The following is a 21,866-nucleotide window of genomic DNA, read 5'->3' as shown; positions in this document are numbered from 1 at the left end:
CCCACCAGGCTTCCGCCCTGGCCGCCCCCGCACGTCCTGCCCGCCGACGATCCGCCTCCGCCGCGCGGGGGAGGTGGATCGGGTCACGCGTGGAGCGTCACCAGCACCTCGTCGATCTCCTCGCCCCGGGCCTGGGCGAACCCCCGGTCCGTGCCGGTCACCACGAAGCCGCACTTCTCCAGAACCCGGCGCGAACCGAGGTTGTCGGCCGCCGCCCGCGCGTGCAGCGGGCGCGTGGGCGTCTCGGCGAGGAACGCCCGCAGCGCGGCCGTCGCCAGTCCGCGGTCCCAGTGCGCGCGGTCGATCCAGTACGTCACCTGGCGGTCGTCGGCCTCCCCGTACGCCCCGACATGGCCCACCACGACGCCGTCGGCCACCGCCGTGCGCATCACCACGCCGCCGGACCCGGACCGGATCCGTGCCCAGTGGGCGTCGAACGCGGCGCGGTCGGTGGGGTCCTTCGCGATGAACGCGGCGACCCGCGTCGCGTCCGGATCGCTCATCCAGGCGAAGAACAGCGGCAGATCGGCGTCCTCCACCGCACGCAGCGTCACCCCCGCCATCAGAGCCGCCGCGTCGCGAGGGAGAGCCGGTCCCGAGCGTCGAACAGGGCGTCCTTCACCATCTGCTCGTGGCCGGGGGTGAGCCGCGCGACCGGCACCGAGCAACTGATCGCGTCCCGGGCGGGCGTCCGGTAGGGGATCGCGACACCGAAGCAGCGCAGACCGAGGGTGTTCTCCTCGCGGTCCACCGCGTAGCCCTGTTCGCGGACCAGCCGCAGCTCCTCGATGAGCTTCTCGCGGTCCGTGATGGTGTGCTCGGTCAGCGCGGGAAGCGTCTCGGGCAGCATCTTGCGGACCTGCTCGTCGCTGTGGGTGGCCAGCAGCGCCTTGCCCAGCGAGGTGGAGTGCGCGGGCAGCCGGCGGCCGACCCGGGTGAAGGGGCGCAGATAGTGCTGGGACTGCCTGGTCGCGAGGTAGACCACGTTCGTTCCGTCGAGGCGGGCCAGGTGGATGGTCTCCGTGGTGTCGTCGGACAGCCGGTCCAGCGTCGGCCGCGCGGCCGCCACGACCTCGTCCCCGTCGATGTACGAGGTGCCGACCAGCAGGGCGCGGACCCCGATCCCGTACCGGGTGCCCGTCGCGTCCGTCTCGACCCAGCCCAGCTCCACCAGGGTGCGCAGCAGCATGTAGAGACTGGACTTGGGGTAGCCGACCGCCTCCTGGACGGCGGCCAGCGAGTGCATGCCGGGCCGCCCCGCGAAGTATTCGAGGAGTTCCACGGTCCGTACCGCGGACTTGACCTGTGCCCCACCGGACTCGGCGACCGACATCGCCCACGCCCCCTTCTTCTCCAGCTCATCGACTTCTCGTCCGCGTCGCCGTCCGCGTTGCCGTCCGAAAAGCCGCCACACGATTGCCAACACGGAACGCCCGGAAATAGAGTCCCAGGACATTCACGATCAGGAACTCTGTTCAGAATACCGAACACTTGTTGATGTGCGGCCGAAGTCGGCCGGGACGCCGGCGGGGCGTCGGTCGCACGGCGACCGGGGACCGGCCGGAGACCGGCCGCGCGACGGAAGGGAATCACGGTGAGCGCAGTACCAGTCTGGAGTGTCGACCCCCGAACGGGGAACCCGCGCGAGCAGGTTGCCGTGGAGGCCACCGTCGAGGAGGTCGACCGCGCGGTCCGGTCGGCCCACGCCGTGCGGGAGGCCCTCGCCGACCGGGTGGCGCGCGCCGCGTTCCTGCGGGCGGCGGCGGAGCTGCTGGAGGAGTCCGGCGAGCACATCATCGAGGCCGCCGACGCGGAGACCGCCCTCGGGCCGGCCCGGCTCACCGGCGAACTCGCCCGTACCGCGGCCCAGCTCAGGGCCTTCGCGGAGGTCGTCGACGAGGGCGCCTACCTCGACGTCCACATCGACCACCCGGACGCCTCCCGGACCCCGCCCTGGCCCGACCTGCGCCGCTACAAGATCCCGCTCGGGGTCGTCGCCGTCTATGCGGCCAGCAACTTCCCGCTCGCCTTCTCCGTCCCCGGTGGCGACACCGCCAGCGCGCTCGCGGCCGGCTGCCCCGTCGTCGTCAAGGCGCACCCCGACCACCCGGCCACCTCCGAACTCTGCGCCTCGGTCCTGCGCCGCGCCGCCGCCCGCACCGGGCTGCCCGAGAACGTGCTGACGGTCGTGCACGGCTTCGACGCGGGCGTCGAGCTGATCCGCCACCCCCTGGTGAGCGCCGCGGGCTTCACCGGCTCCGTACGCGGCGGACGCGCCCTGTTCGACGCGGCGGCCGCCCGCCCCGCCCCCATCCCCTTCCACGGTGAACTCGGCTCCCTCAACCCGGTCGTCGTCACCGCGGCCGCCGCGGCCGAGCGCGCCGGGGAGATCGGTACGGGGCTCGGCGGCTCGATGACGCTCGGCGTCGGCCAGTTCTGCACCAAGCCCGGCTTCGTCCTCGTCCCCGAGGGTGCGGCGGGCGACCAGCTCGTCAAGAGCCTCACCGAGACGGTCAGCTCGACCGGCTCCGGCGTCCTGCTCGACCACCGCATGCGGGACGCCTTCGTCACCGGCGTACGGGAGCGGGCGGCGCTGCCCGGTGTCGACGCCCCGGTCACCCCCGGTGCGGCCGGTGAGCACACAGTCTCCGCCGGGTTCCTCACCGTGCCCGCCGCCCGGCTCACCGCCGACGGCCCGCACGACGCGCTGCTGGAGGAGTGCTTCGGTCCGGTCACCGTGGTCGCCCGGTACGCCTCCGTCGACGAGATCGCCGCCGTGCTCGCCCGGCTGCCGGGGAACCTCACCGCCACCCTCCAGACCGCCGGCGACGAGGCCCGGGACCCCGACGCGGGCCCGCTGCTCGCCGCCCTCACCCCGCTCGCCGGGCGCATCCTCGTCAACGGCTGGCCGACCGGGGTCGCCGTCGCCCCCGCCCAGCACCACGGCGGCCCCTACCCGGCGACCACGTCCACCTCCACCTCGGTCGGCGCGACGGCGATCGAACGCTGGCTGCGCCCGGTGACGTACCAGTCCACCCCCGAGACGCTCCTCCCGGCCGAGCTGCGCGAGGACAATCCGCTGGGCCTGCCCCGCCGGGTGGACGGACGCCGCGCATGAGCCTGCATCTGGACCGCATCCCCTTCGCCCTGGACCCCGCGGGCCCCGACGGGCGCTGGACCCACGCGGACGGCGTCCTGACCGGCCGGGCCGGCCCCGGCCAGGACCTCTTCGTCCCGCCGTCCGGCGACGCCCTCGACCCGGCCTCCGACGCCCCGCACCTGCTCGGCGCGGTGGGCGACGGGGACTTCCGGCTGGTGGCCCGGGTCCGCCCGGGGCTGGTGGCGGCCGGTGACGCGGGGGCGCTGTTCCTCCAGGTCGCGGACCGGGAGTGGGCCAAGCTCTGCCTGGAGCGCTCCGCCGACCTCCCGACCGTCTGCACCGTCGTCACCCGGGGCCACTCCGACGACGCCAACGCCTTCGTGGTGGAGGAGGGCGTCTGCTGGCTCCGCCTGAGCCGCACCGGCAGCGCCTACGCCTTCCACGCCTCCGCCGACGGCGACAGCTGGACCTTCGTCCGCGTCTTCACCCTCGGTACGCCCGAGGAGCGGGCGGCCGCCCGCGTCGGCTTCCTCGTCCAGTCGCCCACCGGGGACGGCTGCGGCGCGGTCTTCGACCGGATCGCGTTCCTGCCCGGGGGAGTGGCGAACCTGCGCGACGGACGGTGAGGCAAGAGGGGTGAGGAGGGCCGGGTGCGCGCGGAGAGCGTCAGGAAGCCGTCGCCGCCCGGTCGGACTCGCTGCGCAGAACACAGAACTCGTTGCCCTCGGGATCGGCGAGCACCGCCCAGCCGGAGCCGTCCGGGTTCCGGAGATCGGCGACGAGCGTGGCGCCCAGGGCCAGCAGCCGCTCCACCTCCTCCTCGCGCGAGGTCTGAGGGCGCAGACACAGATGGAGCCGGTTCTTGCCCTTCTTGGCCTCGGGGACCTGATGGAAATAGAGCATCGGGCCCTCCGCCATCATCACCTGTGTCTCCGCCATGCCCGGTTCGTCCTCCGGATGCAGCGGACGACCGGTCACCTCGCTCCAGAACCGCGCCAGCTCATACGCGTTCACACAGTCGATCGCCACGTTCTGCACCACTGAGACCATGCGCGCGAGCTTTCCCGATTTCGGCTCCGGGCGCCAGCGGGTCGCGGCGCGGGAATCACCAGGTCAGGTTCGGTGTTCGTACGGAGACGTGACGTACGGAGGGCCTCTCCGCACGCCCCCCGTGAGCCTTGGAGAGAAGAAGAGTCATGCGCGTCGAGATCTGGAGCGACATCGCCTGCCCGTGGTGCTACATCGGCAAGGCCCGTTTCGAGAAGGGCCTCGCGGAGTTCGCCCACCGGGACGAGGTCGAGGTGGTGCACCGGTCCTTCGAGCTCGACCCCTCCCGGGCCAAGGGCGACACCGCGCTCGTGATCGACATGCTGGCCGAGAAGTACGGCCGCAGCCGCGAGGAGGCCGCCGCGATGGAGGCGAACGTCGCCGCCAACGCGCAGTCCGAGGGGCTCGGCTACCGCACCGAGGGCCGTGACCACGGCAACACCTTCGACATCCACCGGCTGCTGCACCTGGCCAAGGCCCGGGGCCGCCAGGACGAGCTGCTCACCCTCGCCTACCGGGCGAACTTCGCCGAGGAGCGCTCCGTCTTCGACGACGAGGTGCTGGTCGCCCTCGCCGAGGAGGCCGGGCTCGACGCCGCCGAGGCCCGCGCGGTGCTCGCCGACCCCGAGGCGTACGCGGACGACGTCCGCACCGACGAGCGGGAGGCGGCCGAACTGGGCGCCAACGCCGTGCCGTTCTTCGTCCTCGACCGGCGGTACGGCATCTCCGGCGGCCAGCCCTCCGAGGTCTTCGTCCAGGCGCTGGAGCAGGCCTGGAAGGACCGCCCCGCCACCGCGCTGACCACCGTCGGCGGGGACGCGGCTGCCTGTGACGCGGACGGGTCCTGCGAGGTTCCGCAGAGCTGAGCCTCTGGAGGTCGCGTCGCCCGCGATCCATAAGTATTTCTTTGGAGTTCCCCTTAGCTATCCGCAATTGACTTTGGGTTGAGGGGGCACCAGGGTGGACGCATGACGATCCTCGCGCCCATCCAAGCCGCAGCCGTCGAATTCGCCCCCGAGGTCACCTACCTCAACACCTCCAGCTGGGGCCTGCTGCCCCGCCGGACGATCGCCGCCGTCAAGGCCCTGGCCGACGAGAACGCCGCGGGCCGCCGGGTGGGGGCAGGCAGCTTCGAGGCCGTGGAGGCCGCCCGGGTCGGCTTCGCCCGGCTCGTCGGGGTCCACCCGGACCGGGTCGCCACCGGCAGCTCCGTCACCGTCCATGTCGGCCTGATCGCCGCCTCGCTGCCGCCCGGCGCCGAAGTCCTCTGCCCCGAGGGCGAGTTCTCCTCCGTCGTCAGCCCGTTCGCGCTCCGCGGTGATCTGCGCATGCGGTACGCGCCGCTCGCGGACCTCGCCGGGGCCGTCCGGGCATCGACCGCGCTGGTCGCCTTCTCCGCCGTGCAGTCGGCCGACGGCCGGGTCGCCGACCTCGCCGCCGTCCGGGCCGCCGCCGCGGCGCACGGGGCCCGCACCCTGCTGGACGCCACCCAGGCTGCGGGCTGGTTCCCGGTGGACGCCGGGGCGTACGACTACACCGTCACCGGCGGCTTCAAGTTCCTGCTCTGCCCGCGCGGTACGTCGTTCCTGACCGTCACCGAAGAGGCGCAGGACACCCTGCCCGCCCTCTTCGCGGGCTGGGTCTCCGCGGGCGCCCCCTGGACGAGCAACTACGGCCCGCTGGAGCGCCTCGCCCCCACCGCCCGGGGCTTCGACGAGCCGCCCGCCTTCCTCTCGTACCACGGGGCCGAGCACTCCCTCGCCCTGCTCGCGGAGGTCGGCGCCGACGCCCTGTACGCGCACGCCACCGGGCTCGCCGCCCGGCTGCGGACGGGGTTGGCGGCCCTCGGGCACAAGCCCGTTCCCGGGGAGTCGGCGATCGTCGCCGTACCGGGGCTCGACGGACGTCAGCCCGAACTGGTGGAGGCCCAGATCGCCGTCTCCGCCCCGGCCGGGAATCTGCGGATCTCCTGCCACCTCTACAACACCGAGGCCGATGTGGACCGGCTGCTGGACTTCCTGACCTGAGCGCACGAACGCGGCTCGGGCCGTACGGGTACGGCGTGGCTGACGGGCCCGCCGCGCCCGCGCCGGACCTGCCCGCCCGGCTGAAGGCGGGCGGCCCGTTCAACACCCCGACCCGTCGCTCTTCTTCGGCGGCGACGCCAAGGGCTGCACCGACTACCCGGCGCTCGACGCCGTCCGATCCTCCAGGGGCCGCCCGTCCCACCGCCACGCGGTGCGGCGCGGGTGGCCCGGCAGTTCGGCGCGGCCGGTGGCCCACAGCAGGACGGCCCACCGGTCGCCTCCCGCCGGCGCGTCCGGGAAGAGCCGGGCCAGCGCCCGGTCGCAGAGCGCGGCGGGCGGCGCCCACGTCAGCCCCAGCCCCTCCGCGATGTCATGGGTGTGCACCAGGGTCTCCACCACCCCCATCGCGGCGAAGCCCTCCGGGTCCGAGACGCTGTAGACGTGGTACGCGCGCACCTCGGGCGGCGTCGTCCGCACCATCGAGGCCAGCAGCGCCCCGCGCGCCTCCACCGTCGCCAGCAGCCCGGCGGGCCCGGCCGACCGGTCGACGAAGAGCAGACCTTCCTGGCCGCCCGGCCGTTCGGAGGTCCACCGGAAGGGGAGGTTCTGCTCCATCGGAGGCGTACGCGGGCCCAACCGCACGGCGTACGAGACGAGATCGTCGCCCAGGTGCTCCGCCGTCTCCCAGCAGGTCCACTCCAGCGAACCGGCCCTGGCCTCCCAGCGGTCCGCCGGGGCCTTCGCCAGCGTGTCCACCGCGAGCCGCACGGCGGTCGTCACGTCGTCGGCGGTCACCGGCAGCCGGGTCCCGCTCAGCGCCGCCCGCTCGGCCGCGCTGCACTCCACGCAGAACTCGTTGCCCTCGGGGTCGGCGAGCGTCGCCCAGCCGCGCCCGTTCGGCCTGCGGTGGTCGCCGACGAGGGTCGCGCCGAGCGCGAGCAGCCTCTCGACCTCCTCGTCGCGGGAGCGGTCGTGCGGCTGGATGTCGAGATGGACGCGGTTCTTGGTCTGTTTGGGCTCATCCACCTGTACGAAGAGGATCGCCGCGCCGGGCGTCTCCACCAGCGCCTCCGGATCACCGGGAAGGTCCTCGTCGGAGATCCGGGCGCCGAGCACCTGGGCCCAGAAGGTGCCCAGCGCGTAGGCGTCGGAACAGTCGATCGTGATGTGGCGTACGTAGGAACTCATGGCGGACACCCTCTCCGCCGACTCGGGCCCCGGTCCAGCGAGTTACGCGCGAAGGGGCCGGGACGGCGTACCGTCCCGGCCCCTTCCGTCTGCGCGTCGCGCTACTTCACCGGGGTGAAGTCCCGTGCCCCGATGAACTCGGGACGGCGGATCGGAGCCGCGAAGGGCTCCTGCGCCGCGTTCTCCACGCTGTTGAAGACGATGAAGACGTTGCTGCGCGCGTACGGGGTGATGTTGTCGCCCGACCCGTGCATGGCGTTGCAGTCGAACCAGGTCGCCGAACCGGCCTTGCCCGTGAAGAGCTTGATGCCGTGGCGGTCGGCCATCTTCGTCAGCGCCTCGTCGGACGGGGTACCGGCGTCCTGCATCTGGAGCGACTTCTTGTAGTTGTCCTTCGGCGTCTCGCCCGCACAGCCGAGGAACGACTTGTGCGAACCCGGCATGATCATCAGCCCGCCGTTGGTGTCGAAGTTCTCCGTCAGCGCGATCGACACGGACACCGTCCGCATGTTCGGCAGACCGTCCTCCGCGTGCCACGTCTCGAAGTCCGAGTGCCAGTAGAAGCCCGAGGCGCCGAAGCCCGGCTTCACATTGATCCGGGACTGGTGGACGTACACGTCCGAGCCGAGGATCTGGCGGGCCCGGCCCACCACCCGCTCGTCGCGGACCAGCCCGGCGAAGACCTCACTGATCTTGTGGACCTCGAAGACGGACCGCACGTTCTGCGACTGCTTCTCCACGATGGAGCGCTCGTCGGCACGGATCAGCGGGTCGGAGACCAGCCGGTCCAGCTCCGCCCGGTAGACGGCGACCTCGTCCGGCGTGATCAGCTGCTCGATGCTGAGGAAACCGTCGTGCTCGTAGCTCTGGAGGTCCTTGGCGGCGATCGGACCCGGTGCGCCCGGCGCGGACCAGATGACCGGGTCCTGGCGGGGAGTGGTCATCTCGGCGGCGCCGCGCGAGGGGTACAGATCGGCGCGTACTTCGGTGGTCATGGTTCAGCCCTCCTCGGTCAGCAGTGGGTAGACACCGTTCTCGTCATGGTCCTCCCGTCCGGTGACGGGGGGATTGAAGACGCACACGCAGCGGAAGTCGGTCTTGGGCCGCATGGTGTGCCGCTCATGTCCGTCCAGCAGATACATCGTGCCGGGCGTGATCCAGTGCTTCTCGCCGGTCTCGTCGTTGGTGAGCTCGGCCTCGCCCTCGGTGCACAGCACCGCCTCGATGTGGTTCGCGTACCACATGGAGGTCTCCGTGCCCGCGTACAGCACGGTCTCGTGGAGCGAGAAGCCCACCTTCTCCTTGGCGAGCACGATGCGCTTGCTCTCCCAGGTGCCGGACGCGGCCTTCACATGCCGGTCGGTGTTCTCGATGTCACTGAACGATCGGACGATCACGGTGAGCGGTTGCCTTTCTCTTCTCTGCACGGGCCCCGGGCCTCGCGACCCGGGGCCTCTCTTCTTCCACCTGCCCCGGCAGTACCGGGTCAGGCCGTCTCGCGGACGGAGCGGGCCAGCGTGCGCAGGCCCTCGTCCAGCTCTTCTGGGGTGATGGTCAGCGGCGGCAGCAGCTTGACGACCTCGCTCTGCGGGCCGGAGGTCTCCAGCAGGAGCCCCAGCTCGAAGGCGCGGGCGCAGACCGCCGAGGCCCGCGCCGGGTCCTCGAACTCCATGCCCCACACCAGGCCCCGGCCGCGGAACTGCGCGGTCGGCTCCTCGGCGCAGATGGCCAGCAGCGTCTGCTCGATCTGCTCGCCGCGGGCCAGGGTCTGCTTCTCCATCTGGCCGTCCGCCCAGTACGCCTGGAGCGCGGCGGCGGCCGTGACGAAGGCCGGGTTGTTGCCGCGGAAGGTGCCGTTGTGCTCGCCCGGCTCCCAGATGTCGAGCTCCGGCTTGAACAGGCACAGCGACATCGGCAGCCCGTAACCGCTGATGGACTTCGACAGCGTGACGATGTCCGGGGTGATCCCGGCCTCCTCGAAGGAGAAGAAGCCGCCGGTCCGACCGCAGCCCATCTGGATGTCGTCGACGATCAGCAGCATGTCCTGGCGGTCGCACAGCTCCTGCAGCGCCCGCAGCCACTCGGCGCGGGCGACGTTGATGCCGCCCTCGCCCTGGACCGTCTCCACGATCACCGCGGCGGGCTTGTTCAGCCCGGAGCCCTGGTCCTCCAGGAGCCGCTCGAACCACAGGAAGTCCGGGACCTGACCGTCGAAGTAGTTGTCGAACGGCATCGGGGTGCCGTGCACCAGCGGGATCCCGGCCCCGGCGCGCTTGAAGGCGTTGCCGGTGACGGCCAGCGAACCCAGCGACATGCCGTGGAAGGCGTTGGTGAACGAGACGACGGACTCGCGACCCTTGACCTTACGGGCCAGCTTCAGCGCCGACTCGACGGCGTTGGTGCCCGTCGGGCCGGGGAACATCACCTTGTACGGCAGGTCGCGCGGGCGCAGGATCACGTTCTGGAACGTCTCCAGGAACGCGCGCTTGGCGGTGGTCGCCATGTCCAGGCCGTGGGTGATGCCGTCGCGCTCGATGTAGTCGATCAGCGCTCGTTTCAGCACCGGGTTGTTGTGGCCGTAGTTGAGCGAGCCGGCCCCGGCGAAGAAGTCCAGGTAGGAGTGGCCGTCCTCGTCGGTCAGCCGGGCGCCCTGGGCACGGTCGAAGACGGCGGGCCAGCCGCGGCAGTAGCTCCGGACCTCGGACTCCAGGGTCTCGAAGACGCTCAGTGCGGGCGGGGTGATGGTCACAGCGGATCTCCTGCGTGAGGGGGTGTGACGGGCGGTGGTCTGGTGCTCCCCGCCGCACGGATGCGGCCGGGACCGCGCCGGGTGGTCGGCCGACGCGAAAAGTCGTGGGGACCGGGCGCACGGGTCGGGTGCGCCGGGCGGCGGGCGTACGGGTCGGGTACGCCCGGGCGGGCTCAGGTGGCGAACGGGCCGATCCGGTAGAGCACCTCGGGCAGGTGCGTCCCCTCGGGGAACAGGTCGCCGTCGAAGAGGACCTCCTGCTCCAGGGCCACGTCGTGCCGCTGGGCGTAGGACGTGAACAGCCGGTCGGATGCGGTGTTGTCCGGGGTGATCGTCGTCTCCACGGACGACAGGCCCTGCTCGGCGGCGACCCGGGCGGTCAGCGCGTCCAGCAGGGTCGCGGCCAGCCCCTTGCCGCGGTGGGCCGAGTCGACGGCCACCTGCCAGACGACGAGGGTCTGGGGGCGGTCGGGCCGGATGTAGCCCGTCACGAAGGCGATGGGCTCGCCGCTCTCGCCACGGGCGACGACGGACGTCGCGGCGAAGTCACGGCACCACAGCAGGTAGCTGTACGAGGAGTTCAGGTCCAGGACCTGGGAGTCGCGGGCAATGCGCCAGATCGCGGCTCCGTCCTCCACTCGCGGCGCATCGATACTGAGGAATTCACTTCGGGCACGGGCAAAATCTGCTGGTGCGGCGGTCATGCGAATTGAATTTACCCAGCAAATTTCGAAATTGCATCGACGCAAGGGGTTGGGTGAAGGGCGCCCATGTGTTATCAGGCGTGCGCGAGCCGCCCCGTGATCCGGGTAGAACTTCCACCGATTTGTCCCGAATTTAACGGGCATAACGCCGCCGGTGTGGAGTCGGTCACAGCATCGTAACTCTCCGGGAACGTGTCCGAATCATGAAGTTCGATCCGCGGTGAAAACTGCCGCGTTTAGGCTACGGAAAAGCGGGCAAAAGAATGCGGGGAGCTGCTTTCGATAAAGCAGCTCCCCGCATGGTGGTTAATCTATCGGCTCGGCCAGGTTTCCGAAACAGCCCGCCGGGCAGCCTCGATATCGACCTGCCGGCCCGCATCGGTCAGCGCCGCCCCCAGAGCCGCGAGCGAGGACAGCACCGCGCCCCGCGTCGCATCCGCCCCGTAATGGTTGACCCGGATCATCTCCTTGGACAGCGCCCCACCGCCCGCGACCAGCGGCAGCGCGGGGTCCGCCGCCAGTGCCGCGGCGACCAGCGCGGCCGCGTCCGTCCCCGCCGGGGCGCGCAGCGTCGTCGCCACCGGGGCCGCGTCCCGCGCCGCGTGGACGTACGGCTCGAGACCGCCGCCCAGCGCCACCGCTCCGGCCCGGGTCGCCGCGGCGGCCGAGGCGTGGCGGGCCATCACCGTCTCCAGCCCCTCGTCCTCGATCCGGGCCACGCACGCCTCCAGGCCCAGCATCTCCAGCTGCGCCGGGGCGTGCGGCAGAGCCGTGCGGCCGCCGTCGATCCAGCGCTCCTTCCAGTCCAGCAGCGAGAGGTAGGAGCGACGCGGGGCGGCCGGGTTGGCGGCGATCCGCTCCCAGGCCCGCGCGCTCACCGACACCGCGGAGACCCCGGCGGGCCCGCCCATGGCCTTCTGCGCGCCGATCACGCACAGGTCGACGCCCCAGACGTCCGGCAGCAGCGGCTCGGCGCCCACCGAGGCGACCGCGTCCAGCATGAACAGCGCGCCGTGCGCCCGGACCACCTCGCCGATCTCCGCGACCGGGTTGGTGTTGCCGGTCGCCGCCTCCGCGTGCACCAGCGACACGAAGTCGATCTCCGGGTGCTCGGCGAGCGCCTCGGCGACCTGGTCGGCGGTCACCGCCGTGTGGAAGGGCACCGCGAGGTCGACGACCTGCGCACCGCAGTCCCGCAGCCAGTTGCCGAAGGTCTGCCCGTACGGGCCCGTGACCACGTTCAGCGCGGTCGAGCCGGGCCGCGCGCCGCCGCGGATGCAGCCCTCCAGCGGCAGCAGCGCCTCGCCCTGGGTGATGACGACGTCCTGCTCCGTGGCGAGGAGCCGGGCCACGCGCCGCTCGATCGCCGCGAAGTGGCCGGCGGTCAGCGGGGGAAGGTCGAGGAAGGGGTGCGTCACGGTGGGGCTCTCTTCGGGTTCGTCCGTCGGTCGAAAGGCACTGGCAGCCTACCGACGGCCCGTCGGAGGCCTCGTACAGTGCCGCGTATGAGTGATCGGGTGAGGGGTCGGGCGGGTGGTCGGAGTGCGTGAGCGGGAGGAGCAGCCGGTGCTGCGGGTGAAGGGCCGGGTGCTCGTGGGCCCGGACGAGGTGCGGGACGAACTGTGGGCCGTGGACGGGCGGATCACCTACGAGCGGCCGCCCGGCGCCGACGAGGCGGTGACGGTCAGGGGCTGGGCGCTGCCCGGCCTCGTCGACGCCCACTGCCATGTCGGCCTGGACCGGCACGGCCCGGTCGACGCGGCGACCGCCGAGAAGCAGGCGCTCACCGACCGGGAGGCCGGGACCCTGCTGATCCGGGACGCCGGATCACCCTCCGACACCCGCTGGATCGACGACCGCGAGGACCTGCCGAAGATCATCAGGGCCGGGCGCCACATCGCGAGGACCCGCCGCTACATCCGTAACTACGCGCACGAGATCGAGCCGGGCGACCTCGTCGCGTACGTCGCCCGGGAGGCCCGGCGCGGCGACGGCTGGGTCAAGCTCGTGGGGGACTGGATCGACCGCGACGCCGGGGACCTCACCGCCTGCTGGCCGCGCGGCGAGGTCGAGGCGGCCATCGCCGAGGCGCACCGGCTGGGCGCCCGGGTCACCGCGCACTGTTTCGCCGAGGAGTCGCTGCGCGATCTGGTGGAGGCGGGCATCGACTGCATCGAGCACGCCACCGGCCTCACCGAGGACACCATCCCGCTCTTCGCCGAACGCGGCGTCGCGATCGTCCCGACGCTGGTCAACATCGCCACCTTCCCCGACCTCGCGGCGGGCGGCGAGGCCAAGTTCCCCCGCTGGTCGGCCCATATGCGGCGGCTGTACGACCGCCGCTACGACACCGTGCGCTCCGCGTACGACGCCGGGATCCCGGTCTACGTCGGCACCGACGCGGGCGGCTCCCTGGCGCACGGCCTGGTCGCGGGCGAGGTCGCCGAGCTGGTCAAGGCGGGCATCCCGCCCCTGGAGGCCCTCTCCGCGACCGCGTGGGGGGCCAGGCGCTGGCTGGGCCGGCCCGGGCTCGACGAGGGGGCTCCCGCGGACCTGGTCGTGTACGACGCGGACCCGCGTGCGGACGTCCGGGTGCTGGCGGCGCCCCGGCACATCGTGCTGAACGGGCGGGTCATCGGCTGACCTGGCGGTGTGTTGACGGGCAGTGACGGACTGGGCCGTCGGCTCGTTGATACAGCCCGGCCCGTTCACGTACCTCGGCCTCGGCCGCGTGAAACGGGTGACGGGGAGAGGCGGGAGGGAACGCACGTGCCGAAAGATTCGAATATGCGCGCGGAAACCTCCCTTTGGGGTGAACCCACGTCAGGTATCCGCCAGTTCACCCTCAGTGCGTAAAGATTCACGGAGTCGAGGCCACCGGCGCAGGCGATGTCCCCCATTGGACTGTGCCGGTGGCTCCATGTCTCTTGTGGGGGTTCCACCATCTTGAACAGCAACACCTTCCGTCTCGCCGCCGTGGCGGTCGCCGCCGCCCCCGTCGCGCTGCTTGCCGCCGTCCCCGCGCACGCAGCCCCGGCGACGCCCACCACCGGCGGTGAGGGCAGGGCGAGCGCGGTCGTGCTCCGTACCGGGCTCGACGTCTCGCTCCTCAACAAGTCCGTCCAGGTGCCCCTCAAGGTCACGCTCAACGAGGTGCAGGCCCCGGCCAGCGCCGAGAAGACCGCGCTGACCGTCAACCTGGACGGGGTGGAGGGCCGCCCGGTGAACGTGCTGCGCGCCGATGTAGCCACCGCCAACGCGACCGTCGACGAGCACAAGGCCAAGGGGTACACCAACCTGGCGAAGGCCCGGATCCATGTCCCCGGACTCGCGGCGCTCTCGCTCATCGAGGTCGAGAAGGCCACCTCCGAGGCGGTCTGCGAGACGGGCAAGCAGCCCGTCGCCGAATCGAACGTGCTCGGCCACGTCAAGGTGCTCGGCAAGAAGGTGACGCTCAGTGCGGGCGGCCCGACCCAGGTGGCGGTGCCGGGCGTCGGCGAGGTCTCCCTCGACCTCTCGAAGACGGTCACCACCGAGCGCACGGCGGCCGCGACGGCGCTCCGGCTCAAGGTGGCGGTCAACCCGCTCAAGCTCAACGTCGCCGAGGTCAACGGCGAGGTCACCCTCGCCGAGGCGACCTGCGAGACCCCGAAGACACCGAAGACCCCTGAGGAGCCGAAGACGCCCGAGGAGCCGAGCTCGACCGACGGCGGCTCCACGGGCGACGACGTGAAGACGCAGACCGGCTCCGACACCGGCCCCGCCCCCACCGAGGCCAACCTCGCCGAGACCGGCGGCAGCTCCACCACCCCGTACATCGCGGGCGGCGCGGCCCTCCTCCTCGCCGTCGGCGCGGGCGCCACGGTGCTGGCGCGCAGGCGCAGCAGCGGCCAGAGCTGATCCGTACGACGGGGGACGGGAGCAGCATGACGGGGGTTGGGGGCGGCGTTCGCACGAAGGACGCCGCCCCTCACATGCGGGGCCGCTCAGCGCCCCGATCTCGCGGGCAGCGCCTGCACGGCCTGGTCCAGGGCCTGGAGGAAACGATTGGTCGTGGCCCGGTCGCGGACCGCGAGCCGCAGCCACCGCGGCCCGAGCCCCGGGAACGTATCGCCGCGGCGGGCCGCGAAGCCCAGCAGCCGCAGCCGCTCCCGGACCTCCGCCGCCCGCTCCAGACGCACCAGCACGAACGGCCCCCGGGCCGCCTCGACGACCTCCACCTCGCTGAACTCCGCAAGCCCCGCGAGCAGATGGGCCCGGTCCACCGTGATCCGGTCCGCCGCCTCCGCGGCCTCCACCAGCGCGCGCGGCTCCATGCACGCCTCAGCCGCCGCCAGCGCCGGGGTGGACACCGGCCACAGCGGCTGCGCCTCGGCCAGCCGCGCCACCGTCTCCGGCTCGGCCAGCACATAACCGATCCGCAGCCCGGCGAGCCCCCACGTCTTGGTGAGGCTGCGCAGCACCACGAGCCCCGGAATGTCCGTGCGGTCGCACAGCGCCTCGCGCTCGCCCGGCACGACGTCCATGAACGCCTCGTCGACCACCAGCGTCCGCCCCGGCCGCGCCAGCTTCTCCAGCAGGGCCGCCGGATGCAGCACGGACGTCGGGTTCGTCGGATTGCCGACCACCACGAGGTCCGCCTCCTCGGGCACCGCCGACGGATCGAGCCGGAAGCCGTCCTCGGCCCGCAGCAGGACCCGCCCCACCTCGTGCCCGGCCGCCCGCAGCGCCGCCTCCGGCTCCGTGAACTGCGGGTGCACCACGACCGGGCGGCGGGCCAAAAGCGCCCGGGCGATCAGGACGAACGCCTCGGCCGCGCCCGCCGTCAGCAGCACCCGCTCCACCGGCAGCCCGTGCCGGCCGGCGACCGCGGCCCGGGCGGACGACCCGTCGGGATAGGCGGCCAGCGAGGTGAGCGACGCGGCTATCCGCTCGCGCAGCCACGGGGGAGGGGTGTGGGTGCGGACGTTCACGGCGAGATCGGTCAGATTCTCGCCGCGCACCTCCGCGTCGCCGTGGTGCCGCAGGTCGGGCCCGGCGCTCTCGATGTCCCGCATGGGGGGATGCGTGGGGGGGTTCATGGCAGCCATGGTGAACGGGCGGGAGCCTGCCGTCACCGGTGAGGTGGAAGTTTTCCTGCCGGAAACATCGAAAGTCCCGTCGGCGGCCGGAAAACGGCGGGCCACCGCACAGGTCGCCACCCCCTTCTCCGCCGCCTTCCCGCCCGGGGCGCGGGTCTTCGGCACCACCAGTTCGTCCGCATCGATCAGCGCGGCCGCCTCCGCGACCGACGGGGTCCCCACCGCCGCGTCCACCGCCCCCGAGGGGTGCGGCACCCGGACCGCGGCCAGCGCCCCGGCCGGATGGGTCCGCACCGGCACCCCGAGCCGGGCCGCCGCCCCCACGATCCCCGGCTCGTCCCCCTTGGCGTCGACCGTGGCCACCTCCGCCACATCCGCCGGGTCCAGCCCGGCCCCGCTCAACACCGCCTCGATCAGGGCGAACACCGCATCACCCGAGGCGCCCCGGCGCGCGCCCACCCCCACCACCAGACTGCGGGCGCCGGACTCCGGTCCGGGTCCGACGGATGCTCCGGTCATCGGCGGAGTCCTGCCTTTCAGGTCATACGTCTCGGTGGTACGGGGAAGGGGGCGGGACCGCTCCGTATACGAAGCACGGGCCCGGGCGAGGGGAAGGGCGGCGGGAACGCCACCGGTAAGGACACCCTGAGATGCGCGGAGGGGGCCCGATCGGCTAGCAAGGCCCCATGGCGGTGTTCGTCGCGCTCGGCGCGTTCCTGATGACCCTGGCCGGCGGCTGGGTCGCCCAACGTGTCACCGACCGCCGCCATCTGGTGCTCGGCCTCGCGGGTGGGCTGATGCTCGGCGTGGTCGGCCTCGACCTGCTGCCGGAGGCGATCGATGCGGCGGGCGAGCCGGTGTTCGGGGTGCCGATGGCGCTGCTGCTCTTCGTGGGCGGCTTCCTGGTGGCCCATCTGGTCGAGCGGCTGCTCTCCGTACGCCAGGTGGCACACGGGGCGGGCGGTGGGCACCACGGCGACCGCGTACCGCAGGTGGGGCTGACGGCGGCCGCCGCGATGGTCGGCCACAGCCTGATGGACGGCATCGCGCTCGGCGCTGCCTTCCAGGTCAGCGGCTCCATGGGCGTGGCCGTCGCGCTGGCGGTGATCAGTCATGACTTCGCCGACGGATTCAACACGTACACCCTCACCAGTCTGTACGGGAACGCCCGCCGCAAAGCGCTCCTGATGCTGTTCGCGGCCGCCGTGGCACCGGTCGTGGGCGCGGCGACGACGCTGCTGTTCACCCTTCCGGAGGAACTGCTCGGCGGCTATCTCGGCTTCTTCGGCGGAGCCCTGCTCTACCTGGCCGCTGCCGAGATCCTTCCCGAGGCGCACCACACCCATCCCGCCCGCTCCACCCTTCTCTGCACCATCGGGGGCGTGGGCTTCATCTGGCTGGTCGTCGGCATCGCCGAGTGAGCCACGCGTACGCCCCGGACGTCCCGGTGCGCCGGACGCGCCGCTGCCGAACGGGCCGGAAGCGCCCGCCGATACGCGGTCCGCGACGCCGGGCGGAGGTGATCCGCTCACCGCGCCGGAAACGCCCGGCAGTGCTCCACGAACCGCCGGGCCACCTCGGGCGACGCGGCCCAGTGGGTGTGCAGGTAGCTCGCGTGCACGCCGCGCTGGACGTACCCCTCGACCCGTCGCTCCGGCTGGTGCATGCCCCAGGCCGGCGTGGTCCCCGCCGCAGGCTCCAGCACCGTGCGGTGGAACTCATGACCCCGCACCCGGGTCCCCGCCGCCGCCAGCGGGCTGTCCGAGACCGCCACCGCCTGCCGGTAGCCGAGCGTGAGGCGCTCCGACATCCGGGCCTCGGCGTCCAGCACCCCGCACATCGGCCTACCGTCCAGCTCGCGGGCCAGATACAGCAGCCCCGCGCACTCGGCGGCCACCGGCGCACCGCTCAGGGCCAGGTCCGTGACCGCCCGCCGCAACGGCTCGTTGGCCGACAGCTCGGGGGCGTACATCTCCGGGAACCCGCCGCCGATCACGAGCCCCGCCGTACCCGCCGGCAGTTTCTCGTCCCGCAGCGGATCGAAGGTCACGACCTCCGCGCCGGCCGCCGTCAGCAGCTCGGCGTGCTCCGCGTACGCGAAGGTGAACGCGGCCCCACCTGCCACGGCGACGACGGGCTTCTCGGCGCCGGTCCCGGGGGCGTACGCCGGTGCCCACGGCTCGTCCGCCAGCGCGGGCGCCGTCCGCGCCAGCGCAAGCAGCGCGTCCAGGTCGCACCCGGCGCGCACCCGCTCCCCCATGGCCCGTACGGCGTCCACCGCGTCGCTCTGCCGCTCGGCCACCGGGACCAGACCCAGGTGCCGCGAGGGCGTCGCGACCTGCGGGGCGCGCCGGATGACCCCGAGCACCGGCAGCCCCGACTCGTCCAGCGCGTCCCGCAGCAGCGCCTCGTGCCGGTCCGAGGCCACCTTGTTCAGGATCACCCCGCCGATCCGCACCTGGGGGTCCCAGGAGGCGAACCCGTGCACCAGCGCCGCCACGGACCGGGACTGCGAGGAGGCGTCCACCACCAGCACCACGGGCGCCTTGAGCAGCTTCGCCACCTGCGCGGTCGACGCCAGCTCCCCCTGGCCCGAGGCACCGTCGTACAGCCCCATCACGCCCTCGACCACGGCGAGGTCGCACCCCGCCGACCCGTGCGCGAACAGCGGGGCGACGAGATCCGTCCCGCACATGTACGCGTCGAGATTCCGGCCGGGGCGGCCCGTCGCCAGGGAGTGATAGCCCGGATCGATGTAGTCCGGGCCGACCTTGTGCGGCGAGACGGCGAGCCCGCGCGCGGCGAAGGCGGCCATCAGACCGGTGGCGACGGTGGTCTTGCCGCTGTTGGAGGCCGGAGCGGCGATGACCAGACGAGGCACACTCACCACTCGATGCCCCTCTGGCCCTTCTGCCCCGCGTCCATCGGGTGCTTGACCTTCGACATGTCGGTCACCAGGTCGGCGGCCTCGATCAGGGCGTCCGGCGCGTTGCGGCCGGTGATCACCACATGCTGGGTGCCGGGCCGGTTCCGCATGACTTCGACGACCTCGTCGGTGTCGATCCAGCCCCAGTGCAGCGGATAGGCGAACTCGTCGAGCACGTACAGCTTGTACGTCTCCGCCGCCAGGTCCCGCTTGACCTGCTCCCAGCCCTCGCGGGCCTTCTCCTCGTTGTCGAGCTGGCCGTCGCGCTGGACCCAGGACCAGCCCTCGCCCATCTTGTGCCAGTCGACGGTGCCGCCCTCGCCGCTCGCGCCCAGCACCTTCAGCGCGTTCTCCTCGCCGACCTTCCACTTCGCCGACTTCACGAACTGGAACACCCCGATCGGCCACCCCTGGTTCCAGGCCCGCAGCGCGAGCCCGAACGCGGCGGTCGACTTGCCCTTGCCCATGCCCGTGTGGACGAACAGGAGCGGGCGGTTGCGCCGCTGACGGGTGGTGAGCCCGTCGTCCGGCACGGTGGTCGGCTGTCCCTGCGGCATTAAGCGGCCCTCCCGGCTGCGGTGACGTCCTTGACGAGCCCGGCGATCGAGTCGGCCCGCAGCTCGTCGAGCGTGACGGCGGTGCCTCCCAACTCCCGGGCCAACTCCCCGGCGAGACCGAGGCGTACGTACCCCGACTCGCAGTCCACGACGACCGAGGCCGTCCCCTCCGAGCGGTGCAGCCGCCCGGCCCGCCCTGCGAGCGCCACGGGCTCCGGCCCACCGGTGGCCCGCCCGTCCGTGACGACGACGAGCAGGGGCCGCCGCGACGGATCGCGCAGCCGCTCCACCCGCAGCACGTCATGGGCCTTCAGCAGCCCGGCGGCCAGCGGCGTGCGGCCGCCCGTCGGCAGCGACTCCAGCCGGGCGGCGGCCGCGTCCACGGACGAGGTCGGCGGCAGCGCCACGTCGGCCTCCTTGCCCCGGAAGGTCACCAGGCCGACCTTGTCCCGCCGCTGGTAGGCGTCGAGCAGCAGCGACAGCACGGCCCCCTTGACCGCGCTCATCCGCTGCCGGGCCGCCATCGACCCGGAGGCGTCCACGACGAACAGCACGAGGTTGCCCTCACGCCCCTCCCGGGTCGCCTGCCGCAGATCGTCCCGCCGCACCACGAGCCCGCGCCCGGCACGCCCGCGCGCACGCTGGTGCGGTGCGGCGGCCTGCACGGTAGCGGCCAGATGCAGCTTGGTCAGCGCCCCCTCGGGCCGCCGCGCGCCGGTGGTACGCCCATGCTCGGTACGGGCCCGGGAGCGCCGCCCCGCGGCACCTTCGCCGAGCCCCGGCACGCTGAGCATCTTCGTCCGGAACGGCTCGGCGGCGGCCACGGGCTGCTGCTCGCCCCCGGCGGGCCGGCCGGGCGCGTCGGGCGCGCCCTCGGGGGCCGGGGACGCCGAGTCGCCCTCCGCACCCTCGGGCGTCGTACGGTCCTCGCCATCGGCCTGAGGAGGCACACCCCCGCCCCCACCACCGTCTCCGCCGCCATCGGGCCCGGGGTCGGGGTCATCGTCGTCGTCCTGGGGGCCGGCCTCGTCCAGGGTCTGGTCGAGCTTGTCCTCGTCGAGGCCCGGCGCGTCGAACGGGTTGCGCCGCCGCCGGTGGGGGAGCGCCAGCAGGGCCGCCTGCCGTACGTCGTCGGCGGTGACCTCCTCGCGGCCCGCCCAGGCGGCGAGCGCAGTGGCGGTACGGGCCATCACGATGTCGGCCCGCATCCCGTCGACCTCGAACGCGGCGCAGGTGGCCGCGATCTGCCGCAACACGCCGTCGCTCAGCACGACCCGGGGCAGCAGGACGCGCGCGGCGGCGATCCGCTCGCGCAGGGCGCCCTCCTCCTCGGCCCAGCGCGCGGCGAACCCCTCGGGGTCGTCGTCGTACGCGAGTCGGCGCCGCACGACCTCGACCCGCTCGTCGGTGTCCCGGGACGCGGAGACCTCCACGGTCAACCCGAACCGGTCCAGCAACTGCGGCCGCAGCTCGCCCTCTTCCGGGTTCATCGTCCCGACCAGCAGGAACCGCGCCGCATGCCGTACGGAGACGCCCTCGCGCTCGACGTACGAGGCACCCATGGCCGCCGCGTCCAGCAGCAGGTCCACCAGGTGGTCGTGGAGGAGGTTGACCTCGTCGACGTACAGGATCCCGCGGTGCGCGTCGGCCAGCAGCCCCGGCTCGAACGCCTTCACGCCCTCCGAGAGCGCCCGCTCGATGTCCAACGCCCCCACAAGCCGGTCCTCGGACGCCCCGACGGGCAGCTCCACGGTCCGCGCCGGACGCGACACACCGGCCGCCTCCGCGTGCGGCCCGTCGGGACACGCCGGATCGGGCGAAACCGGATCACAGGAGAACCGGCACCCGGGCACGACGGGGACCTCGGGCATCAGCGCGGCGAGCGCCCGCACGGCGGTGGACTTGGCGGTCCCTTTCTCACCCCGCACGAGCACCCCGCCGACGGCCGGACTGACGGCATTCAGCAAGAGCCCGAGCCGCAGGTCGTCCTGCCCGACGATCGCGGTGAAGGGATAAGGCGTACTCACAAGGCCTCCTCGTCGACATGAACATCAGCACCATCGGGCCCCTGGGGTCTTGGGGCTTTCCCTTGCGTCTCCGGGCGACTCACTTCAAGCCCCTCCGGCGATTGAGGAGCGGGGTCCGGGGCAGCGCCCCGGCTCTCCGGAGCACCCGCACCCAACGCCGGCGCCCCCGGCGGCACGAACGGCAACCCGCGCGGCGCCCCGCCCTCGATCAACCCCCACAACGCATCCGTGTCCGCATGCTCCTCCACCAGATCCCCGAGCCGATCCAGCTGCTCCTCCCGCAGCACCCCGAAACTCGTGTCCGGCGCAGGCACGAACCGCCGCCCGGCGGCCCGGGCCACCTCCACCAGGAACCGCCGCCGGAAACCGTCGCTCTCCAGCGACCCGTGCCAGTGAGTCCCCCACACCGCCCCCACCCGGCACCCGTCCAGGAACGGCTCCCCGCCCCGTACGTCGGCCA

Annotated in this window: 20 protein-coding genes and 2 pseudogenes; 8 read left to right on the top strand and 14 right to left on the bottom strand. The window is 72.8% G+C overall.

The genetic code is table 11. The features are described 5' to 3' along the window. Positions 1-83 precede the first annotated feature (83 nt). Both D3105_RS13840 and D3105_RS13835 read right to left on the bottom strand, forming a co-directional pair. Positions 84-563, bottom strand: coding sequence for a GNAT family N-acetyltransferase (locus D3105_RS13840; RefSeq protein ID WP_118903531.1), 480 nt, complete (start codon positions 561-563; stop codon positions 84-86). Beyond that, a complete protein-coding gene (locus D3105_RS13835; protein ID WP_006123634.1) occupies positions 563-1,333 on the bottom strand; it encodes an IclR family transcriptional regulator in 771 nt (256 codons plus the stop codon). Before D3105_RS13835 ends, D3105_RS13840 begins: the two co-directional genes overlap by 1 nt. A 261-nt stretch (positions 1,334-1,594) precedes the next feature. Here D3105_RS13835 and D3105_RS13830 point away from each other — a divergent pair, with 261 nt between their 5' ends. Together D3105_RS13830 and D3105_RS13825 are read left to right on the top strand one after the other, a co-directional pair. Next, positions 1,595-3,118 (top strand): aldehyde dehydrogenase (NADP(+)), encoded by a 1,524-nt coding sequence (locus tag D3105_RS13830; RefSeq protein ID WP_118903530.1) that lies wholly within the window; start codon positions 1,595-1,597, stop codon positions 3,116-3,118. Beyond that, on the top strand, positions 3,115-3,726 hold the full coding sequence (locus D3105_RS13825) for a DUF1349 domain-containing protein (RefSeq protein ID WP_118903529.1): 612 nt from the start codon (positions 3,115-3,117) through the stop codon (positions 3,724-3,726). The genes D3105_RS13830 and D3105_RS13825 overlap by 4 nt, the downstream gene beginning before the upstream one ends. Before the next feature lie 40 nt (positions 3,727-3,766). On the opposite strand, the gene D3105_RS13820 is transcribed toward D3105_RS13825, so the two are convergent. After that, positions 3,767-4,150: a VOC family protein gene (locus D3105_RS13820; protein WP_118903528.1), complete on the bottom strand. Its 384-nt coding sequence runs from the start codon at positions 4,148-4,150 to the stop codon at positions 3,767-3,769. Positions 4,151-4,296: 146 nt separating this feature from the next. Here D3105_RS13820 and D3105_RS13815 point away from each other — a divergent pair, with 146 nt between their 5' ends. From D3105_RS13815 to D3105_RS35310, 3 genes and pseudogenes are all read left to right on the top strand, one after another. Then, positions 4,297-5,013 (top strand): DsbA family oxidoreductase, encoded by a 717-nt coding sequence (locus D3105_RS13815; protein WP_118903527.1) that lies wholly within the window; start codon positions 4,297-4,299, stop codon positions 5,011-5,013. Between the two features lie 102 nt (positions 5,014-5,115). Further along, positions 5,116-6,174: an aminotransferase class V-fold PLP-dependent enzyme gene (locus D3105_RS13810; protein ID WP_118903526.1), complete on the top strand. Its 1,059-nt coding sequence runs from the start codon at positions 5,116-5,118 to the stop codon at positions 6,172-6,174. 62 nt (positions 6,175-6,236) lie between these two features. After that, positions 6,237-6,349 (top strand): annotated as a pseudogene (locus D3105_RS35310) (alkene reductase); the annotation flags it as partial. Here the strand turns inward: D3105_RS35310 and D3105_RS13800 are convergent. The 6 genes from D3105_RS13800 to D3105_RS13775 all read right to left on the bottom strand — a co-directional run bounded on the left by D3105_RS13800 (position 6,328) and on the right by D3105_RS13775 (position 12,233). Further along, positions 6,328-7,362 carry a VOC family protein gene (locus D3105_RS13800; protein WP_118903525.1) on the bottom strand — a complete coding sequence of 345 codons (1,035 nt, stop codon included), beginning with the start codon at positions 7,360-7,362 and terminating at the stop codon, positions 6,328-6,330. The pseudogene D3105_RS35310 and the gene D3105_RS13800 overlap by 22 nt on opposite strands. 101 nt (positions 7,363-7,463) lie before the next feature. Continuing rightward, positions 7,464-8,357 (bottom strand): ectoine hydroxylase, encoded by an 894-nt coding sequence (gene thpD, locus D3105_RS13795; RefSeq protein WP_118903524.1) that lies wholly within the window; start codon positions 8,355-8,357, stop codon positions 7,464-7,466. 3 nt (positions 8,358-8,360) lie between these two features. Then, positions 8,361-8,759, bottom strand: coding sequence for an ectoine synthase (locus tag D3105_RS13790; RefSeq protein ID WP_006123624.1), 399 nt, complete (start codon positions 8,757-8,759; stop codon positions 8,361-8,363). A gap of 89 nt (positions 8,760-8,848) precedes the next feature. Further along, positions 8,849-10,111 carry a diaminobutyrate--2-oxoglutarate transaminase gene (gene ectB, locus D3105_RS13785; RefSeq protein WP_118903523.1) on the bottom strand — a complete coding sequence of 421 codons (1,263 nt, stop codon included), beginning with the start codon at positions 10,109-10,111 and terminating at the stop codon, positions 8,849-8,851. A 173-nt stretch (positions 10,112-10,284) separates the two neighbouring features. Next, positions 10,285-10,815 (bottom strand): diaminobutyrate acetyltransferase, encoded by a 531-nt coding sequence (ectA, locus tag D3105_RS13780; RefSeq protein ID WP_118903522.1) that lies wholly within the window; start codon positions 10,813-10,815, stop codon positions 10,285-10,287. 311 nt (positions 10,816-11,126) lie between these two features. Further along, the gene (locus tag D3105_RS13775; protein ID WP_118903521.1) at positions 11,127-12,233 is read right to left on the bottom strand and encodes a pyridoxal-phosphate-dependent aminotransferase family protein; all 1,107 of its coding nucleotides are present in this window, start codon (positions 12,231-12,233) and stop codon (positions 11,127-11,129) included. Positions 12,234-12,381: 148 nt separating this feature from the next. On the opposite strand from D3105_RS13775, the gene D3105_RS13770 reads away from it, so the two are divergent. Next, on the top strand, positions 12,382-13,458 hold the full coding sequence (locus D3105_RS13770; RefSeq protein ID WP_118903520.1) for an amidohydrolase family protein: 1,077 nt from the start codon (positions 12,382-12,384) through the stop codon (positions 13,456-13,458). Between the two features lie 303 nt (positions 13,459-13,761). Further along, the gene (locus D3105_RS13765; protein ID WP_118903519.1) at positions 13,762-14,715 is read left to right on the top strand and encodes an SCO1860 family LAETG-anchored protein; all 954 of its coding nucleotides are present in this window, start codon (positions 13,762-13,764) and stop codon (positions 14,713-14,715) included. Positions 14,716-14,801: 86 nt separating this feature from the next. Here the strand turns inward: D3105_RS13765 and cobC are convergent, their stop codons facing one another. Continuing rightward, a complete protein-coding gene (gene cobC, locus D3105_RS13760; RefSeq protein ID WP_118903518.1) occupies positions 14,802-16,415 on the bottom strand; it encodes an Rv2231c family pyridoxal phosphate-dependent protein CobC in 1,614 nt (537 codons plus the stop codon). 167 nt (positions 16,416-16,582) lie between these two features. Between cobC and D3105_RS13755 the strand changes: the two genes are divergently transcribed. Next, positions 16,583-17,317: a ZIP family metal transporter gene (locus D3105_RS13755; protein ID WP_118903517.1), complete on the top strand. Its 735-nt coding sequence runs from the start codon at positions 16,583-16,585 to the stop codon at positions 17,315-17,317. 107 nt (positions 17,318-17,424) lie between these two features. Here the strand turns inward: D3105_RS13755 and D3105_RS13750 are convergent, their stop codons facing one another. From D3105_RS13750 to D3105_RS13735, 4 genes and pseudogenes are all read right to left on the bottom strand, one after another. Next, positions 17,425-18,786: a cobyrinate a,c-diamide synthase gene (locus tag D3105_RS13750; protein ID WP_118903516.1), complete on the bottom strand. Its 1,362-nt coding sequence runs from the start codon at positions 18,784-18,786 to the stop codon at positions 17,425-17,427. After that, complete coding sequence (cobO, locus tag D3105_RS13745; protein ID WP_118903515.1) at positions 18,780-19,379, bottom strand: cob(I)yrinic acid a,c-diamide adenosyltransferase; 600 nt, start codon at positions 19,377-19,379, stop codon at positions 18,780-18,782. Before cobO ends, D3105_RS13750 begins: the two co-directional genes overlap by 7 nt. Further along, on the bottom strand, positions 19,379-21,406 hold the full coding sequence (locus D3105_RS13740; protein ID WP_118903514.1) for a putative cobaltochelatase: 2,028 nt from the start codon (positions 21,404-21,406) through the stop codon (positions 19,379-19,381). The genes cobO and D3105_RS13740 overlap by 1 nt, the downstream gene beginning before the upstream one ends. Further along, positions 21,403-21,866, bottom strand: a pseudogene (locus D3105_RS13735) (cobyric acid synthase); the annotation flags it as partial. The pseudogene D3105_RS13735 and the gene D3105_RS13740, both read right to left, overlap by 4 nt.

The sequence above is a fragment of the Streptomyces globisporus genome (assembly GCF_003501885.1).
Classification (GTDB): domain Bacteria; phylum Actinomycetota; class Actinomycetes; order Streptomycetales; family Streptomycetaceae; genus Streptomyces; species Streptomyces globisporus_D.
The sequence above is the reverse complement of the archived record's forward strand: the minus strand, read 5'-3'. Positions and strand labels throughout refer to the sequence as shown.

What these genes read in the sequence shown, in the direction of transcription:
- D3105_RS13840 (WP_118903531.1), bottom strand. Translation starts at nt 563, where the DNA reads ATGGCGGGGGTGACGCTGCGTGCGGTGGAGGACGCCGATCTGCCGCTG.
- D3105_RS13835 (WP_006123634.1), bottom strand. Translation starts at nt 1,333, where the DNA reads ATGTCGGTCGCCGAGTCCGGTGGGGCACAGGTCAAGTCCGCGGTACGG.
- D3105_RS13825 (WP_118903529.1), top strand. Translation starts at nt 3,115, where the DNA reads ATGAGCCTGCATCTGGACCGCATCCCCTTCGCCCTGGACCCCGCGGGC.
- D3105_RS13820 (WP_118903528.1), bottom strand. Translation starts at nt 4,150, where the DNA reads ATGGTCTCAGTGGTGCAGAACGTGGCGATCGACTGTGTGAACGCGTAT.
- D3105_RS13815 (WP_118903527.1), top strand. Translation starts at nt 4,297, where the DNA reads ATGCGCGTCGAGATCTGGAGCGACATCGCCTGCCCGTGGTGCTACATC.
- D3105_RS13810 (WP_118903526.1), top strand. Translation starts at nt 5,116, where the DNA reads ATGACGATCCTCGCGCCCATCCAAGCCGCAGCCGTCGAATTCGCCCCC.
- D3105_RS13800 (WP_118903525.1), bottom strand. Translation starts at nt 7,362, where the DNA reads ATGAGTTCCTACGTACGCCACATCACGATCGACTGTTCCGACGCCTAC.
- thpD (WP_118903524.1), bottom strand. Translation starts at nt 8,357, where the DNA reads ATGACCACCGAAGTACGCGCCGATCTGTACCCCTCGCGCGGCGCCGCC.
- ectA (WP_118903522.1), bottom strand. Translation starts at nt 10,815, where the DNA reads ATGACCGCCGCACCAGCAGATTTTGCCCGTGCCCGAAGTGAATTCCTC.
- cobC (WP_118903518.1), bottom strand. Translation starts at nt 16,415, where the DNA reads ATGACCGGAGCATCCGTCGGACCCGGACCGGAGTCCGGCGCCCGCAGT.
- D3105_RS13755 (WP_118903517.1), top strand. Translation starts at nt 16,583, where the DNA reads ATGGCGGTGTTCGTCGCGCTCGGCGCGTTCCTGATGACCCTGGCCGGC.
- cobO (WP_118903515.1), bottom strand. Translation starts at nt 19,379, where the DNA reads ATGCCGCAGGGACAGCCGACCACCGTGCCGGACGACGGGCTCACCACC.